This is a genomic window from Tessaracoccus luoxuelianae (assembly GCF_055326245.1).
Window position 1 is genome coordinate 44,198 of record NZ_JBUZNO010000004.1, and the last position, 16,411, is coordinate 60,608.

Annotated in this window: 13 protein-coding genes; 10 read left to right on the forward strand and 3 right to left on the reverse strand. The window is 71.2% G+C overall.

The genetic code is table 11. The features are described from left to right. The first annotated feature begins 26 nt into the window (after positions 1 to 26). Genes glmS through ACZK39_RS07100 form a run of 3 tightly spaced genes read left to right on the forward strand, consistent with a single transcriptional unit; the run spans position 27 to position 3,615 of the window. On the forward strand, positions 27 to 1,859 hold the full coding sequence (gene glmS / locus ACZK39_RS07090) for a glutamine--fructose-6-phosphate transaminase (isomerizing) (RefSeq protein WP_459054825.1): 1,833 nt from the start codon (positions 27 to 29) through the stop codon (positions 1,857 to 1,859). A 23-nt stretch (positions 1,860 to 1,882) separates the two neighbouring features. After that, on the forward strand, positions 1,883 to 2,233 hold the full coding sequence (locus ACZK39_RS07095; RefSeq protein WP_182784499.1) for a holo-ACP synthase: 351 nt from the start codon (positions 1,883 to 1,885) through the stop codon (positions 2,231 to 2,233). After that, positions 2,230 to 3,615 (forward strand): NAD(P)H-hydrate epimerase, encoded by a 1,386-nt coding sequence (locus ACZK39_RS07100; protein ID WP_463612921.1) that lies wholly within the window; start codon positions 2,230 to 2,232, stop codon positions 3,613 to 3,615. Before ACZK39_RS07095 ends, ACZK39_RS07100 begins: the two co-directional genes overlap by 4 nt. Positions 3,616 to 4,893: 1,278 nt before the next feature. Here ACZK39_RS07100 and ACZK39_RS07105 read toward each other — a convergent pair. Together ACZK39_RS07105 and ACZK39_RS07110 are read right to left on the reverse strand one after the other, a co-directional pair. Next, a complete protein-coding gene (locus ACZK39_RS07105) occupies positions 4,894 to 5,478 on the reverse strand; it encodes a GNAT family N-acetyltransferase (RefSeq protein ID WP_463612922.1) in 585 nt (194 codons plus the stop codon). Further along, positions 5,475 to 6,674, reverse strand: a complete 1,200-nt coding sequence (locus ACZK39_RS07110) for a Dyp-type peroxidase (RefSeq protein WP_182799298.1) — start codon at positions 6,672 to 6,674, stop codon at positions 5,475 to 5,477. Before ACZK39_RS07110 ends, ACZK39_RS07105 begins: the two co-directional genes overlap by 4 nt. An 85-nt stretch (positions 6,675 to 6,759) precedes the next feature. Here ACZK39_RS07110 and ACZK39_RS07115 point away from each other — a divergent pair, with 85 nt between their 5' ends. Together ACZK39_RS07115 and ACZK39_RS07120 are read left to right on the forward strand one after the other, a co-directional pair. Then, positions 6,760 to 7,260: a copper chaperone PCu(A)C gene (locus tag ACZK39_RS07115; RefSeq protein WP_370585814.1), complete on the forward strand. Its 501-nt coding sequence runs from the start codon at positions 6,760 to 6,762 to the stop codon at positions 7,258 to 7,260. Positions 7,261 to 7,298: 38 nt separating this feature from the next. Further along, complete coding sequence (locus ACZK39_RS07120; RefSeq protein WP_463612923.1) at positions 7,299 to 9,725, forward strand: glycoside hydrolase family 31 protein; 2,427 nt, start codon at positions 7,299 to 7,301, stop codon at positions 9,723 to 9,725. 9 nt (positions 9,726 to 9,734) lie between these two features. Here ACZK39_RS07120 and ACZK39_RS07125 read toward each other — a convergent pair whose 3' ends face one another. After that, on the reverse strand, positions 9,735 to 10,871 hold the full coding sequence (locus tag ACZK39_RS07125) for a glycosyltransferase family 4 protein (protein ID WP_182784486.1): 1,137 nt from the start codon (positions 10,869 to 10,871) through the stop codon (positions 9,735 to 9,737). Positions 10,872 to 11,114: 243 nt separating this feature from the next. On the opposite strand from ACZK39_RS07125, the gene ACZK39_RS07130 reads away from it, so the two are divergent. The 5 genes from ACZK39_RS07130 to tsaD are packed head-to-tail and all read left to right on the forward strand — an operon-like array spanning position 11,115 to position 16,276. Then, positions 11,115 to 13,172, forward strand: coding sequence for a DEAD/DEAH box helicase (locus ACZK39_RS07130; protein WP_182784484.1), 2,058 nt, complete (start codon positions 11,115 to 11,117; stop codon positions 13,170 to 13,172). Between the two features lie 20 nt (positions 13,173 to 13,192). Beyond that, on the forward strand, positions 13,193 to 14,113 hold the full coding sequence (tsaE, locus tag ACZK39_RS07135) for a tRNA (adenosine(37)-N6)-threonylcarbamoyltransferase complex ATPase subunit type 1 TsaE (protein WP_182799303.1): 921 nt from the start codon (positions 13,193 to 13,195) through the stop codon (positions 14,111 to 14,113). Next, positions 14,110 to 14,757, forward strand: a complete 648-nt coding sequence (gene tsaB, locus ACZK39_RS07140; RefSeq protein WP_463612924.1) for a tRNA (adenosine(37)-N6)-threonylcarbamoyltransferase complex dimerization subunit type 1 TsaB — start codon at positions 14,110 to 14,112, stop codon at positions 14,755 to 14,757. Before tsaE ends, tsaB begins: the two co-directional genes overlap by 4 nt. After that, positions 14,754 to 15,236, forward strand: coding sequence for a GNAT family N-acetyltransferase (locus ACZK39_RS07145; RefSeq protein ID WP_463612925.1), 483 nt, complete (start codon positions 14,754 to 14,756; stop codon positions 15,234 to 15,236). The genes tsaB and ACZK39_RS07145 overlap by 4 nt, the downstream gene beginning before the upstream one ends. Then, positions 15,233 to 16,276, forward strand: a complete 1,044-nt coding sequence (tsaD, locus tag ACZK39_RS07150; RefSeq protein WP_463612926.1) for a tRNA (adenosine(37)-N6)-threonylcarbamoyltransferase complex transferase subunit TsaD — start codon at positions 15,233 to 15,235, stop codon at positions 16,274 to 16,276. Before ACZK39_RS07145 ends, tsaD begins: the two co-directional genes overlap by 4 nt. The last annotated feature ends 135 nt before the right edge of the window (positions 16,277 to 16,411 follow it).

The following is a 16,411-nucleotide window of genomic DNA, read 5'->3' on the forward strand; positions in this document are numbered from 1 at the left end:
CGCATTCATCATGTACGGTTTTTCGCGTGTGTGGAATCGTGGGATATCTCGGACAACGTGACGGACTCGATGTGGTACTGAGCGGGCTTCGCCGGCTCGAGTATCGCGGCTACGACTCAGCGGGTGTCGCCCTGCCGAGCGGGGGGCGCGTCGAGTGGCGCAAGAAGGCAGGCAAGATCGTCAACCTTGAGGCCGCCATCGCCGCGGATCCGCTTCCCACCGGGCACGTGGCCATCGGCCACACCCGCTGGGCCACCCATGGAGCGCCGACGGACCAGAACTCGCACCCGCACGTCTCGGAGCGCGTGGCCATCGTCCACAACGGCATCATCGAGAACCATGGCCAGCTCCGCGCCGAGCTGCCGGGCGTCGAGTTCTCCTCCGAGACCGATTCCGAGGTGGCCGCGCACCTGCTGCGACGCGAGCTGGAGGCGGGCCTGGACCTCCTCGCCGCGATGCGCGCCGTCGTCTCGCGCCTGGAAGGCGCCTTCACGCTGGTGGCCGTCGACGCCCAGGACCCGGACCGGATCGTCGCCGCGCGGCGCAACTCGCCGTTGGTGGTCGGCGTGGGGGAGGGCGAATGGTTCCTCGCCTCGGACGTGGCCGCGTTCATCGCCTACACCCGGGACGCCATCGAGCTCGGCCAGGACCAGATCGTCGAGCTCACCCCCGCCGGGGTCAGCGTGACCACCTTCGACGGCGCGCCGGCGCCGACCAAGGAGTTCCACGTCGACTGGGATCTGGAGGCCGCGCAGAAGCAGGGCTACGACTGGTTCATGCGCAAGGAGATCTTCGAACAGCCCCGCGCCGTGGCAGACACGCTGCTCGGGCGCCTCAACGAGCGCGGCGAACTTGTCCTCGACGAGATCCGCATCTCCCCCGAGATCCTGCGCCGGATCAACAAGATCGTCATCGTCGCCTGCGGCACCGCCTTCTACGCGGGCCTGGTGGCGAAGTACGCCATCGAGCACTGGACCCGCATCCCCTGCGAGGTGGAGGTGGCCTCCGAGTTCCGCTATCGGGACCCGATCATCGACCCGATGACGCTGGTGGTGACCATCTCCCAGTCCGGCGAGACCGCCGACACGCTGATGGCCATCCGGCACGCCCGGGAGCAGGGCGCCAAGGTGATCGCCATCTGCAACACCAACGGCGCCACCATCCCGCGCGAATCCGACGCCGTCATCTACACCCACGCCGGCCCCGAGATCGGGGTGGCCTCCACCAAGGGTTTCACCACCCAGCTGGTGGCCTGCTACCTGCTCGGCCTCTACCTGGCGCAGGTGCGTGGCATGAAGTACGGAGACGAGATCGGGGCACTCCTGGCCGAGTTGGAGCGGATGCCCGATGCCATCCAGGGCATGCTCGACAACCAGCAGCAGGTCCTGGACCTGGCGCGCGAGTTCGTCAACGAGCCCTCCGTGCTGTTCCTCGGCCGCCACGTGGGCTACCCCGTCGCGCTGGAGGGGGCGCTCAAACTCAAGGAACTGGCCTATATCCACGCGGAGGGCTTCGCGGCCGGGGAGCTCAAGCACGGCCCCATCGCGCTGATCCGCGAGGACCTGCCGGTGTTCGTCGTGGTGCCGCCCCGCGGCCGGGACCAGCTTCGGGACAAGGTGGTGTCCAACATCGCCGAGGTCCGGGCCCGTGGCGCGAAGACGATCGTCCTGGCCGAGGCCGACGACGAGGAGGCGCGTGCCGCGGCGGCGGTGTTCATCGAGCTGCCGAAGCTCTCCACGCTGCTGCAGCCGGTGGCCGCCATCATCCCGCTCCAGCTCTTCGCCTGCGAGTTGGCCACCCTGCAGGGCCACGACGTCGATCAGCCACGGAATCTGGCCAAGTCGGTCACCGTCGAGTAGGGGTTCAGCCCTAGAGTGGCGCCATGATCGTGGGTATCGGCACGGACCTGTGTGTCATCGAGCGTTTCCGGGACATGCTGGAGCGTCGCCCCGGCCTGGATGAGCGCCTTCTCACCCCGGCCGAGCGTGCTCTCTCCATCGAGTCCCAGGCCGCCCGGTTCGCCGCGAAGGAGGCGTTCGCCAAGGCGCTCGGCTCGCCGGGCGGCATGCGATGGCTGGACTGCGAGGTGGTCAAGAACGCCGACGGCGACCCGGCCTTCCGCAACGCCGGGTCCGTCGCGGCCAGGGTGGAGGCGCTGGGCATCCGCCACATCCATCTGTCCATCAGCCACGACGGTGGCTTCGCCACGGCGATGGTGGTGTGCGAAGCATGAGGCCCGTGGTGACCGCGGCCGGGATGCGCGCGGCCGAGGCGAGGGTCTTCGCCGCCGAGCCAGGCGTGGACCTCATGGGACGAGCCGCGGCCGAGGTGGCCCGGGTGGCCACCTCCGTCGCCCCGGAGGGCCCGGTGCTGGTGGTGGCCGGGCCCGGCAACAACGGGGGAGACGGACTGTTCGCCGCCGCCCAGCTCGCCCAGCGCCGCGCCGTCGCTGTCTGGTGCGTGGCCGGCAGCGCGCACGAGGGTGGCCTCGCCGCGGCGCGGGCGGCCGGCTGCCAGGTGGTGGAGGCGACGGCCGCCGTCGAGGCCCTCGCGGAGTGCGCCCTGGTGATCGACGCGTTCACCGGCCTGGGATCGCGGCCCGGGCTGCCGCCTGTGGTCGAGACCATGGCCGACGCGTGCGCGGACCTGGGTGTGCCCGTGCTGTCGGTAGATCTGCCCAGCGGCCTCGACGCGGACTCCGGGGCGACGCATCCGAGTTTTCGCGCCGCCCACACCGTCACGTTCGCCGCACTGAAGCCCTGCCACGTGCAGGAGCCAGCCGCCTCGCGCTGCGGCCAGGTGCACGTCGCCGACATCGGCGTGGAGGCAGACGCTCCGCTGCTGCAGCAGGCCGAGGTGGCCGACGTGGCGCGGTGGTGGCCCGCGCCGGTGCCCACGTCGGACAAGTACACCCGCGGAGTGGTGATGATCGACACCGGCTCCGACCAGTACCAGGGCGCCGCGATCCTCGGCGTCTCGGGTGCCCTGCATGCCGGGGCCGGCATGGTGCGCTACACCGGTCGCGTGGCCTCCGGACTGATCCTGTCGCGGTTCCCCAGCGTGGTGATCGGCGAGGGGCGCGCCCAGGCGATGGTGGTGGGTTCCGGGTGGGGCGACGGTGAGGGCACCGAGGGGCGCGTGGCGAACGCGGGACTCCACGAGGTGCCTACCGTCGTCGACGCCGACGCGCTCACCTCGCTGCCCGCGGGGCGACTCGACGGGTGGCTGCTCACCCCGCACGCCGGCGAACTGGCCCGGATACTGGGCTGCACCCGTGCCCACGTCGAGGCGCATCCGCTGGTGTGCGTGCGGGAGGTGTCGCGGCAGACGGGCGCGGCGGTGCTCCTCAAGGGGGCCACGCAATACGTGGCTGAGCCGTCGGGGCGCGTGACCATGGCGGTGAGGGGGCCCGCCTGGACCGCCCAGGCCGGATCCGGTGACGTGCTGGCGGGGATCTGCGGAGCCCTGCTGGCCGCGGGGCTCCCGGCGTGGCGGGCGGGCGTGTTGGGTGCCAGCGTCCAGGCCATCGCCGCCGAGCGGAATCCCGGCCCGTACCCGCCAGACGCGCTGGCGGCGCGGCTGCCCGCGGTGATAGCTGGGCTGATAGGACACTAGCCTCTGGGCTCCCGTTCCCTGAGGAGGGCCACCCCCCTCGCTCCCTGAGGAGGGCCGCCCGCGGAGCAAGCGTGGCCTGTCCCCATCGCTCCCTGAGGAGGGCCGCCCGCGGAGCGGCGTGGCCTGTCTCGAAGGGTCGTGACTACCACCTTCACGCCAGTTCTTGTGGTCGGGTGTGGGGAGCCGTGAGTCGATGTCCGGGCGGCCGTTGTCCAGAGTCTTGCTGATCGCCGCCGGTGGATCTGGGGTCGGGTGGTTGAGGCCGCCCGGGCATCGTCTCCCGTCTCCCCGCACTCGTCCTGTCTGTGGGGTTGCCTGGTCCCGGGTGCGGGCCGGCAGGGCGGCGTTGGGGCCGGGTCTGCTCGGGCGGGATGCCGGTTGGGTGGTCGTCGGGTTGGGCACCGCTGCGCAGTGCCGCCCTGCTGTCCCCCACCCTCGCTCCCAGTCGCGGGACCCTCCGTCGATTGAGAATAATCATGCCCGCGGAGCCGCGCAGCCCGCGTCGAAGCCAACCCGGCCTACCCCGACAGCTGGGTGAGCCGGGCGCGCGCGAAGCGCCGCACCCGCGTCGAAGCCCCTGGCACCCGGTCCGGTGTCTCGACCGACGCCCCGCCTCCACGAATTGGGACACGTGCTCCAAGAACCCAAGCGGAGCGCGGCCGTCGCGGTGATGGGACGGGTGCCACTGACGGAAGTTCGTTCCTTGACGTCCACAGTCCCGCGTCACGAAGCGACCGCAGGACGTCTCGAAGGGTCGAAAACCGACACGTCAGCGCAAGGGTGGGGGACGGCAGGGCGGCACTGCGCAGCGGTGCCCAACCCGAGGATCGCCCAACCGGCATCCCGCTCAAGCAGACCCGACCCCAAGGCCGCCCTGCCGGCCCACACCCGAACCAGGCAACGCCACAGGAGGACCGAGTGCGGGGAGACGGGAGACGATGCCCGGGCGGCCTCCACAACCCGACCACCGATCCACCGGCGGCGATCAGCAAGAGCATGGACAACGGCCGCCCGGACATCGACTCACGGCTCCCCACACCCGACCACAAGAACTGCGTGAAGGTGGTAGTCACGACCCTTCGAGACAGGCCACGCCGCTCCGCGGGCGGCCCTCCTCAGGGAGCGATGGGGACAGGCCCCGCCGCTTCGCGGGCGGCCCTCCTCAGGGAGCGGGCGTAGACAGTCCACGCCGCTTCGCGGGCGGCCTTCCTCAGGGAGCGATGGGACGGGCCACGCCGGTTCGCGCGGCCCCTCCACTCGAGAGCCTCAGGGAGACACTCAGGTAGCGATGGGCGCCGGGCGCCACATGCCCACGGCGGGCATCTGAGTGCCGGTGAACCGGCACATGTCCACGAAGCCGAGGCGACGGTAGAGGGCTGCGGCCCGTTCGGTGGCCGCCTCGAGATAGACCGGCTCGGCCACCGTGCCGAGGCGGTACTCGAGGAGCGCCCGGCCAACGCCCCGGCCCTGCGCAGCTGACGACACGCCTACATAGCCCAGGAACCAGTGCGGCACGGGCGGCCGGTGCCGGGTGAGCTCGCATTCGACCCGCAGCATGGTGACGGCGTGACTCCCGAGGGTGCTCCAGAGGCCCGCCAGGTGTCTCGCCGCTGCCGCGATTCCGTCGACATGAGAGCCTGGCGGCTGCCAGAGTCCGGCTCCGAGCACGGTGGTGCCGTCGACCGCCACATCGACCGTCCACGCGCCGTCGAGCTCATGGTCCATGTAGGCCCGCACCCGCCGCGCGCGCTCGCCGGACGGGAGGAAGGCGAAGGTGGGATCGTCGGTGAACGCATCCGCCAGCGCCTCGGCGGCGCCGGGGAGGTCCGATGGCCGGGCCGGACGGACGAGGGGTGCGGTCATTCGAGGAGTCCTTGCGCGAGGTAGGAGTCCGGCCCGAAGCCAGGCGGGATCGCGAATACGGCAGATCCGATGGCCGTGGTCCATTCGTTGAGCGCGTCACCGTGGTCCAGCATTCGCTGAACCGGGATGTACTGCTCCGCGATGTTGGCCTGGAAGGCGCCGAAGATCAGCCCCGCCGTCGAGACGGGGGCGCCATCGGCCCACTCGTCGTGGGTGTAGTTGAGCCCGCGGCGCAGCATGGTGCGGCCCGAGTTCTGCGACGGATGGGCGCGGCGGGCGTGGGCGTCCGCCGCGATCACGGGCACCCCGTCGGCCATGGCCTCGAGGTCCAGGGCATCGTGCTCGGCCTCTCCGGTGAGTGGCGCCCCCGTGTCGAGGCGCCGGCCCACGGACTGCTCCTGGCGGTCGCGTGTGGCATCGTCCCACTCGTCCAGGTGCATCTCGATGCGGCGGATCACCAGCTGGGTGCCTCCCGAGAGCCAGCCGTCCTCGGAGAACACGGCGCGGGTGAGGGCGTCGTCGGTGGGGTTGGCTGTGCCGTCAACCTGACCGAACAGGTTGCGGCCGGTCGCCGGGTTGCCCTCGGCGTCGACAGGGCGCCACGAACCGCCCTGGACCCACCGGCTGGTGGCGAAAGGGCCGGCGTCTGCGGTGAGCCGGCGCGCGGCGTGTGCTGTGGTGGTGGCGTCGTCGGCGGAGATCCAGACGAGCAGGTCCCCGCCGGACCAACGCTGCTGGAGTTGGTCGTGCTCCATCGGGGGGATCTCCTGGAAGCCAGCGGGGCGCTGGGGGTTCAGACCGTCCAGGTCGAAGATGCGCGGGCCGAGGCCGACCAGGACGCTGAGCGAGGCGCCGGCCTGGGCGAGGTCCGGGGCGGAGTCTCCCGGGGCTGGGCGGCCGGCCATCAGCGCGGCGATGTCCGCGCTCCACACGCGCATGAGGCGTCCGAGCGCGGAGCGGTCCGTCTGGGGGAGGAGGTCGAAGGCGATGAGGTGGCCGACGGCGGGCTGCGCTGTCAGGATGCCGGATTGATGCACGCCGTGGGCCGGGTACGTCTGACCGCCCACTGAGGATGTCGCGGCGTCCTCCGCTGCCCCTCGGGACGCCCGACCGGCGACCACACCGGCAGCGCCGCCCAGGGTGGCGGCACCGGCGTAGCCGAAGACCCCACGACGGGTGACGTGCTGCGTGGACATGCGGCGCAGTCTACCCGCGGGACCGATGTCCACAGACCCCGGTGGGGTACCCCCGGGGGTATCAAAATTCGGCTATGATCCCAGGGTGAACTGGAAGCTCGCTGTCCCCGTCCTCGCCGCCGTCGCCCTCGCCGCCTGCTCCCAGGCCGAGAGCGCCACCCCCGGCATCCTCGCCGCGGATCCCTGGGTTCGGGCCACCGTCGGCACCGAGATGCCGGAGATGACCGCCCTGTTCGTCAATCTCACCAACCCCTCCGAGGAGGACCGGATGCTGGTCTCCGCGGACTGCGGGGATGTCGCGGCGAAGGTCGAGCTGCACGAGATGGTCAAGGTGGACGGCCAGATGGTGATGCAGGAGGCAGAGGGAGGGCTCCCCATTCCCGCGGGGGAGCACCAGCACCTGGCGCCCGGCGGGCCGCATGTGATGCTGATGGGCCTGACCGGCGAGCTTGTTGCCGGAGGCGAGGAGATCGAATGTAGGTTGGAGTTCGACGACGGACAGACCATCGACCTCGTCGCCCCGGTGAAGGAGTTCACCGAGGAGCAGGACACCTACCACACGCACGCACCCACCGAAGACAGCTGAGGCGCCGCCGGCGGTCGGCCGCCGAGGAGAGGACGCCCATGTTCGCGATGTCGGACGGCCAGCCGGCCCCAGCCCATCCAGATGCCGTCATTGCCGGGGCCACGTACCGCATCACAGTGCTCACCAGCCGGCTGCTGAGATTTGAGTGGCACCCGGAGGGACGCTTCGTCGACGAGCGCACCCAGACCGTCGTCAACCGCTCCTTCGAGGTGCCTGAGTTCACCGCCGATGTCGTGGGCGGGTCCCTCGAGGTGCGCACGGATCACCTGCGCGTGCGCTACGACGGCGGGCCTTTCAGCGGCTCCGGGCTCAGCGTCACCCTGACCCGTGGCGCATCCGATCCGCACTACTCTACGTGGCGTTTCGGCGAGAGCTACCCGCAGAACCTGCCCGGTCGCGGCAACCTGCTCGGCACGGCCCGCACCCTCGACGAGGTGGACGGCGCCTGCCCCCTGGAACCGGGCATCCTCGCCACCTACGGATTCGCCGTGCTGGACGACTCCACCTCGGTGCTGCTCTCCCCGGACGGATGGGTGGCCGGGCGTGAGGGCGGCGGCCGAGACCTGTACCTCTTCGCCCACGGTCGCGACTATCGGGGCGCGCTGTCCGACTACCACCGCCTCACCGGTCCCGTCCCGCTGGTGCCCCGCTTCGTCCTGGGCAACTGGTGGAGCCGCTACTGGCCCTACCGGGCCGACGAGTATCTGGGTGTGATGGACCGCTTCCGGTCCGAGCGGATCCCGCTCTCGGTGGGCGTCATCGACATGGACTGGCACGTCGTCGACGTCGATCCGGAGCTTGGCACCGGCTGGACCGGCTACACGTGGAACCGTGAGCTGTTCCCGGACCCGCAGGCCTTCCTCGCCGCCCTGCATGAGCGCGGGCTCGCCGTCACCCTCAACCTGCACCCCGCAGACGGAGTCCGTCGGCACGAGGAGGCCTACCCGGCCGTGGCGGAGGCGGTAGGGATCGACCCGGCAACGGGCGCCGCCGTCGAGTTCGATGTGACGTCCCGAGAGTTCGTCGACGCCTACCTCAGGCACCTGCACCATCCTCTGGAGGACCAGGGCGTGGATTTCTGGTGGATCGACTGGCAGTCGGGTGGCGCGACTGCGGTGGCCGGGCTGGACCCGTTGTGGATGCTCAACCACATCCATTACCACGACTCCGGCCGGGGTGGGCGGCGGCGCCTGACGTTCTCGCGCTACTCAGGCCCCGGCAGCCACCGATACCCCGTGGGCTTCTCGGGCGACACGATCACCACGTGGGACTCGCTGGACTTCCAGCCGTACTTCACCGCCACGGCCGCCAACATCGGATACCCGTGGTGGAGCCACGACATCGGCGGGCACATGTTCGGCAGCCGCGACGTCGAGATGGCGGTGCGGTGGTTCCAGCTGGGCGTCTTCTCGCCGATCAACCGGCTGCACTCCTCGTCGAGCCCCTTCGCGTCGAAGGAGCCGTGGGGTTACGGGCCTGAGGCCGAGCGGATCATGGCCGCGTTCCTCCGGCTCCGTCACCGCCTGGTGCCCTATCTCTATACGGCGGCCTGGGCAGCGCACGCGGAGCAGGTGGCCCTGGTGCGGCCGATGTATCACGACCACCCGGATGTCGCGGCGGCCTACGAGGTGCCCAACCAGTCGATGGTGGGAGAGCACCTGCTCGTGGCCCCGCTCACCTCGGCGGAGGACGGCGCCTCGCACCTGGCCTCCACTCGCGCCTGGCTCCCTGAAGGCTCGTGGATCGACCTGTTCACGGGCCACCGCCACGACGGGGGACGCACGGTGGTCCTGCATCGCGGGCTCGGCGGGTATCCGGTCCTGGCAAGGGCGGGCGCTGTCATCGCGCTCAGCGCGGACCCGATGGCCGACGTGTCCGAGTCCCCCCGGGCGCTGGACCTGCGCGTGGTGCCCGGCACCGCAGTGTCGCACCTGGTGGAAGACGACGGGAGCGCGGCACCCGGGCCCGAGGCCCGTCGTCAGGTTCGGATCGAGCAGGTGCTCGACACGCACCCCGACGGCACCGCCACGCTCACCGTGACCCTGCGGCCCGGCCCCGGCGCGGCGCCGGACCACAGGACGGTCGCCCTCGACGTGGTGGGAGTAGAGTCCGTCGAACAGGTGGAGGTGTGGGTGGGCGGCATGGTGCAGCACGTCGACCACCCGGTGCGGATCACCGACGAAGTTCTCGCGCCCGCGCTCCGGGTGAGGCTGGGGGAGGTGGACCTCGGTTCGGTGGTCGCTGTGCGCCTGGGTGGGGCGAGGCGGTCGCCTCGCGACGTGGCGGGCGACGCGTTCGCGCTGATCGACGCGGCCGAGATCGAGTTCACGGCCAAGGAGGCGGCGTGGCGGGCCGTCACGGGACTGAGCGGATGGGCGATGGTGCAGCAACTCGCCACCGTCGACATCCCGTCGTCTCTGAGGGACGCGCTCGTGGAGGTTGCTGCAGCCGGCGAGGTGTGGTGAGCCGGTTGCTCAGGCGACGAGCTTGGGGCCCCGCACCGAGAGTCTGACGGCCTTGGCGTAGTGACCCACCAGTTCGGCGCACACCGTGTCCCAGCTCCGGTCCAGCGTGGAGTGTCGTGCCGCCCGGCCGAAGGCGCCGCGCTTCGCGTCGTCGCCGATCAGGTCCAGCACATGGCCGCGCATCGCGCCCAGGTCTCCGGGGCGGTACAGCCAGCCGGTGCGGGACTGGTCCACCAGGTCGATCGGGCCGCCGCGTCGCGGCGCGATGACGGCGAGGCCGGATGCTTTCGCTTCCTGGATGGACTGGCAGAACGTCTCCAGCTCGCCGGGGTGGACGAAGAGGTCCAGGCTGGCCAGGGCCGTGGGTAGGTCCTCGCCCGTCAGTTCGCCCAGGAAGGCGGCGCGGGGGAGGGCGGCCTCCAGCTGGGGGCGGAGTGGGCCGTCGCCGATGATGACCAGGCGCGTGCCGGGGATGTCCGCGAGCGTGGCCAGGTCTTCGACCCGTTTCTCCGTCGCCAGCCGACCCATGTAGCCGATCAGCCGTTCCCCGTTCGGGGCATGGAGGGCCCGGAACTCTGTGCTGCGTTTGGTTGGATCGAACCGGCCCGAGTCCACGCCACGCCCCCACACACCGACGCGAGGCACCCCCTGGTCGATCAGCTGATCGCGGGCGAACGTCGAGGGCGCGAAGTTGAGTGAGGCGAGGGAGTGGACCTGCCTGACGTGGTGCCAGAGGAGTGGCTCAAGTTGTGGGAAGCCGTACCGGCTCGCGTACGTGGGCACCTCGGTCTGATAGATGCCCACCATGGGAATGCCGAGCCTGGCCGCGACAGTGGCCGCCTTGTATCCGACGACGAACGGCGCCGCGAGGTGGATCACATCGGGGGCGAATCCGGTCAGCAGCCTCGCGATGGAGGAGGACGTGGTGGTGACCACCCTCACCACGTCGTAGCCGGGCAGGCCGACGCTGGTGACGGTCTCGACGGGGAAGCCGCAGTACTCGTGCGGAGTGCGGTCACCCGCCTGCGGGGCGATCACCATTGCCTCGTGGCCGGTCGCCCTCAGATGTTCGAGGACGCGCAGGACGGAGTTGGTGACCCCGTTGACGCTCGGGAGAAACGATTCCGCGACGATGGCAACTCGCACAGCCCCAATTTTACTGACGGCGGTGTCCGGGGCACCTCCGTCAGGGAAACGCTCAATGAACGTCTGGTGACGTTCGAAGGACCGTGGATTCGGAGATTCTCGGTCGAGACCGTAGACTCGACGGGCCCGGTAAGGCGATTAACGCCAGCGTGTGACAGATGAGCGGGCAAATCGTGGGGCCCCGATGTGGGCCCGAGCGGCCCGAATCCAGGGCCCACTATCCCGCAGAGGACCTCTTCTATCATGAACGCACCACGCCAGAAAGACCGTTGGTCACCCGAGCAGCGCACCGCCAAGGGCCTCAAGGCCCAACGTCGCGGCCGCACCGAGCCCCCGGCCCCGGGCGCCCCGCTCAACCGCAAGCAGCGCCGCGCGCTGGAGTTCGGTGACCGTCCCTTCGTCCCCAAGACCGACGAGGGCTCAGACCGCCCCGCCCGCGACGAGCGCCCCGCCCGCGACGACCGCCCGCGCCGTGATGACCGTCCCGTTCGGGACGATCGTCCCCGCGACGACCGCTACTCCGATCGCTCCCGCGATGATCGTCCCCGCCGCGACGATCGTCCCCGCGACGATCGTTACTCCGATCGCTCCCGCGATGATCGTCCCCGCCGCGACGATCGCCCCCGCGACGACCGTTACAGCGACCGGTCCCGCGACGACCGTTACAGCGACCGATCCCGCGACGATCGCCCCCGCGACGACCGCTACTCCGATCGCTCCCGCGACGACCGACCCCGCCGCGACGACCGCCCCCGCGACGACCGTCCCCGCTGGGGCGACCGCGACGACCGCGGTGGGGATCGCTCCGGCGGTCACCGCCGCAGCTCGATGCCTCCCCACGTCGACGTGCGCCGCCCGCACGAGCCGCGCGGCCACGATGACCGCCGCGGCCATGACCGCCGCGACACCCGCGCGCCCCGCCAGGACAGCTTCGACGCTCCCGAGGCGGACCAGATGAGCTGGACCGCCACGACGGCTGAGGCTGTGGAGGGCGACGTGGCGTCGGGCTTCTTCGAGCTCGGTGTTGCCGAGCCCTTGGTGCGCGTCCTCGCCGGCCAGGGCATCAGCGCCCCGTTCCCCATCCAGGCCGCCACCATCGGCGACGCCATCGCCGGCCGCGACGTCCTGGGCCGGGGACGCACCGGCTCGGGCAAGACGCTTGCCTTCGGCCTCGCGATGCTGACCAGGCTGGCGGAGGGGACTCCCGTCGGATCCCCGCGAGCCATGATCCTGACGCCCACCCGTGAGCTGGCCCTCCAGATCGCCGACGTCCTCTCCCCGCTGGCGGCCGCGATGCGGCTCGACCTCACGCTCATCGCGGGCGGCATGGCCTATGGGCCGCAGATCCGCGCCTTCGAGCGCGGCGTCGACGTGGTGGTGGCCACCCCAGGCCGCCTCATCGACCTGCTGGAGCAGGGTGCCGCGGACCTCAGCCAGGTGCAGATCTCCGTCCTCGACGAGGCCGACCACATGGCTGACCTCGGCTTCACGAAGGAGGTGCGCACCCTGCTCGACGCCACCCCCGAGGGTGGGCAGCGGCTGCTGTTCTCCGCGACGTTGGACGCGGCCGTCGACTCGATCGTGCGGACCTACCTCAACAACCCGGTCACGCACGAGGTGGACTCCAGCCAGAACTCGGTCACGACGATGGTGCACCGGCCGCTGATCGTGCGCCCCCACCACAAGAACCAGGTCACGGCTGAGATCGCCAACCGCGACGGCCGCACGGTGCTGTTCGCCCGCACCCAGTTGGGCACCGACCGCATCGCCGGCCAGCTCCGCGAGGCGGGCGTGATGGCGGGCTCGCTCCACGGCGGCCTCACGCAGGGCGCCCGCGCCCGCATCCTGGCCGCGTTCAAGGACGGCACTGTGCCGGTCCTCGTCGCCACCGACGTGGCGGCCCGCGGCATCCACGTCGACGATGTGACGCTGGTGCTGCAGGTCGATCCGCCGCGTGACTCGAAGGACTACCTCCACCGCGCCGGCCGCACCGCCCGCGCGGGCCAGGAGGGCGTGGTGGCCACGGTGGTCCTGCCGCACCAGCAGCGCTCCACCGAGCGGCTGCTGAGCCAGGCCGGGGTGCGGGCTGCTGCCCTCGCGGTGGAGCCGGGCTCCGCGGAGCTGCGCGAGGCGACCGGGGCACGTCCCACCTCGGGTGTCGAGATCTCCGAGGCCGACTACCAGCAGCTCATCGCACCCAAGCAGGCTCAGCGCCGTCGTCCCGAGGGAGGCGGCCGCGGTGGCCGTCGCTACGAGGGCGGCCGTGGCGGGCAGCGCGGGGGCCGCAGGGATCGTTGGTGAGGGCGTAGGATTTCGCGCCTATGGACACCGCCACCCTGTCGATCCGGATCGCCGATCCGGGCGATGCCGCCGAACTGCTGCACGTCATCCATGCGGCGTTCGCGGCGCGTCCCCCAGTGGACCCGCCAGCCGAGGCGCTGACCGACGAGGTTGCCGACATCGAGCGTGCCCTCACCGACGGCTACGGCGTCGTGGTGGAGCGCGAGGGGAGCATCATCGCCGGACTGCTCGTCGACCTCGCGGACGGGACCGCAACACTGAGACGCGTCTCGGTGCTGCCGTCGGCCAGCGGCCAGGGCGTGGCGCGTTCCCTCGTCGAGGGCGCCCTCACCGTCGCGGCGGATCTGGGCGCCCGGCGCGCCTCGCTGTTCGCGCGTGAGGAGTTCCCCCAGCTCGTCGACTGGTGGCGGGACCACGGCTTCGACGTCGTGGCGCCGGAGCCGCACGGCTTCCGGATGGGCCGAGACCTCCCCGTCGTCATCGACGTACCCACGGCCGACGACATGCGCCGGCTCGGCCGCGCCCTGGCGGGCGTGCTCGCCAAGGGCGACGTGATCGTCGCCACAGGCGATCTGGGTGCGGGCAAGACCACCCTCACCCAAGGCATCGGGGAGGGGCTGGACGTCGAGGGGCCCATCATCTCGCCCACGTTCGTGATCTCGCGCGTTCATCCGCCCCGGGGCGGGGGGCCGGCGCTGGTCCACGTGGACGCCTACCGGCTTGGCGACGCCTCCGAGCTCGCCGACATCGACCTCGACGCCACGCTCGCGGAGTCCGTGACCCTGGTCGAATGGGGCCACGGGTTGGCAGAGTGGCTAGCCGAGGACCGTCTCGAGATCGACATCGTCCGCGGGATGGACTCAGACGATCGCACCGTCTACCTCACCGGCTTCGGGCCCCGGTGGGCCGGTGCCCTCGACGTCCTCAGGGAGGCGCCATGACCTGGACCCTTGGCATAGACACCAGCCATGTCGTCGCGGTGGGCCTCGCCCTCGACGGTGATCCGCACACCCGCGTCGTGGTGGCGGACACCCGCGCCCACGCCGAGTCGCTCATGCCGTCGGTGCTCGAGGCCTGCGCCCGCGCCGGAATCAGCCTTCGAGACGTCGACGAGTTCGCCGTCGGGATGGGTCCGGGGCCATTCACCGGCCTGAGGGTCGGAGTCGCCACCGCGTGGACCCTCGCACACGCCTCCGGCCGCGCGGCACACGGCGTGTGTTCCCTCGATGTGGTGGCCAGGCAGTGGGCGGAGGAGGGCGCCCCGGCCCAGTTCGTCGTCGCCTCGGACGCCCGCCGCAAAGAGCTGTACTGGGCCACCTACCTCGGCGACGGGACGCGCGTGTCAGACCCGCAGGTGAGCGCCCCGGAGTCGTTACCGGCCCTTCCCGTGGCCGGTGCCGTCCCTTCGGCGTTCCGGGCCCTCGTGGACGTCCAGGGCCCCGAGTCATTGGACCCGGCGCTCCTCGCGGCCCGGTGGCCGCAGCTTCTCCCCGCAGGCGACGAGCCGTACTACCTGCGCGCGGCGGACGCCTCCGTCCCTGGCGCACCCAAGTCTGCGCTCCCGCGGCTCAGGGCTCCCCGGTGATCGTCGAGACGGCCGTCGCGGAGGATCTCCCGGACATCCTCGCGCTGGAGGAGCACTTCGCCACGCAATGGTCCGAGGCCTCCTGGCGCCAGGAGGTCACCGGCGAGGGCCGGCTCGTGCTCATCGCGCGCCGCAAGAGCGGAGAGGCGGTGGGCGTGGCGGCCTTCCAGTTGGTCGACGACGTGGCGGACCTGCACCGCATCGTCGTGGCGCCACATCAGCGCCGCCTCGGATTCGCGCGCGTGATGCTGATGGCCGGCCTGCAGTGGGCCATCGGCCGTGGGGCGAGGCGGATGCTGCTGGAGGTTGACGCGTCCAACACCTCGGCCATCCAGCTGTACCAGGGCTATGGTTTCGCGGCCGTGGCCACCCGCCCGGACTACTACGGACCCGGTGCCGACGCGCTCATCCTTGAGCGGAGGCTGGAGGGCGTCGACGCGGACTCCGTCGGCATGTGGGACATGGAGGGAGAGCGATGAGTGAGCCATTGGTGCTCGGCCTCGAGTCGTCGTGCGACGAGACCGGTGTCGGGATTGTCCGTGGACGGACGTTGTTGGCCAACGAGGTGGCCAGCTCGGTGGATCTGCACGTCCGCTTCGGCGGGGTGGTGCCCGAGGTGGCCAGCCGGGCTCACCTCTCGGCGCTGATTCCAGCGCTGGAACGCGCCGCAGAAAAGGCGGAGGTGGACCTGTCGGACCTGGACGCCATCGCGGTGACCGCCGGCCCCGGCCTGGTGGGCGCCCTCGTCGTCGGGGTCGCCTCGGCGAAGGCCCTGTCGGCCTACCTGGGCAAGCCCCTCTACGGGGTGAACCACCTGGTGGGCCATGTGGCGGTGGATCTGCTGGACCACGGGCCGCTGCCCATGCCGTCGCTGGCGCTCCTGGTCTCCGGCGGCCACACCCAGCTGCTCCACGTCGAGGACATCGCCACCCGGATCACCGAGGTGGGCTCCACCATCGACGATGCGGCCGGCGAGGCCTACGACAAGGTCGCCCGCCTGCTCGGGCTGCCATACCCGGGCGGGCCCGTGATCGACAGGGCAGCCCAGGAGGGCGACCCCACCTTCATCCGCTTCCCCCGCGGCCTGACCGCGCGGCACGACATGGCCAGGCACCGGTTCAACTTCTCCTTCTCAGGGCTGAAGACCTCGGTGGCGCGCTGGGTGGAGCAGCGCCGGCTCGACGGCGGCGAGGTGCCGGTGGCGGACGTCGCGGCCAGCTTCCAGGAGGCGGTGTGTGACGTGCTGACGGCCAAGACCATCGACGCAGCCCAGCATCTGGGGGTCAACTCCATCCTGATCGGCGGCGGCGTGGCCGCCAACTCCCGTCTCCGCGCGCTGTTGGAGGAGCGGGCCGGGGAGGCCGGCATCGAGCTGCGGCGCCCGCGCCCGGCGCTGTGCACGGACAACGGGGCCATGATCGCCGCTGTCGGCAGCGAGGCCATCCGCGCCGGCGTGCGCCCGTCGGGGCTCGGCTTCTCGGTGCACTCCGGGCTTCCCGTGGGCACCATCGTCGTCTGATTTTGTCGCGCCAGGACACAAGTTAGTAACGATCTGGCGTCAAACCCCAGATGGCCTAGCCAATTTGAACGTGCCTTGGCTATGTTCGCTGGCATCACTCGGCCCATTCGGGCCTCTTCCGTCGTTCGACGACTT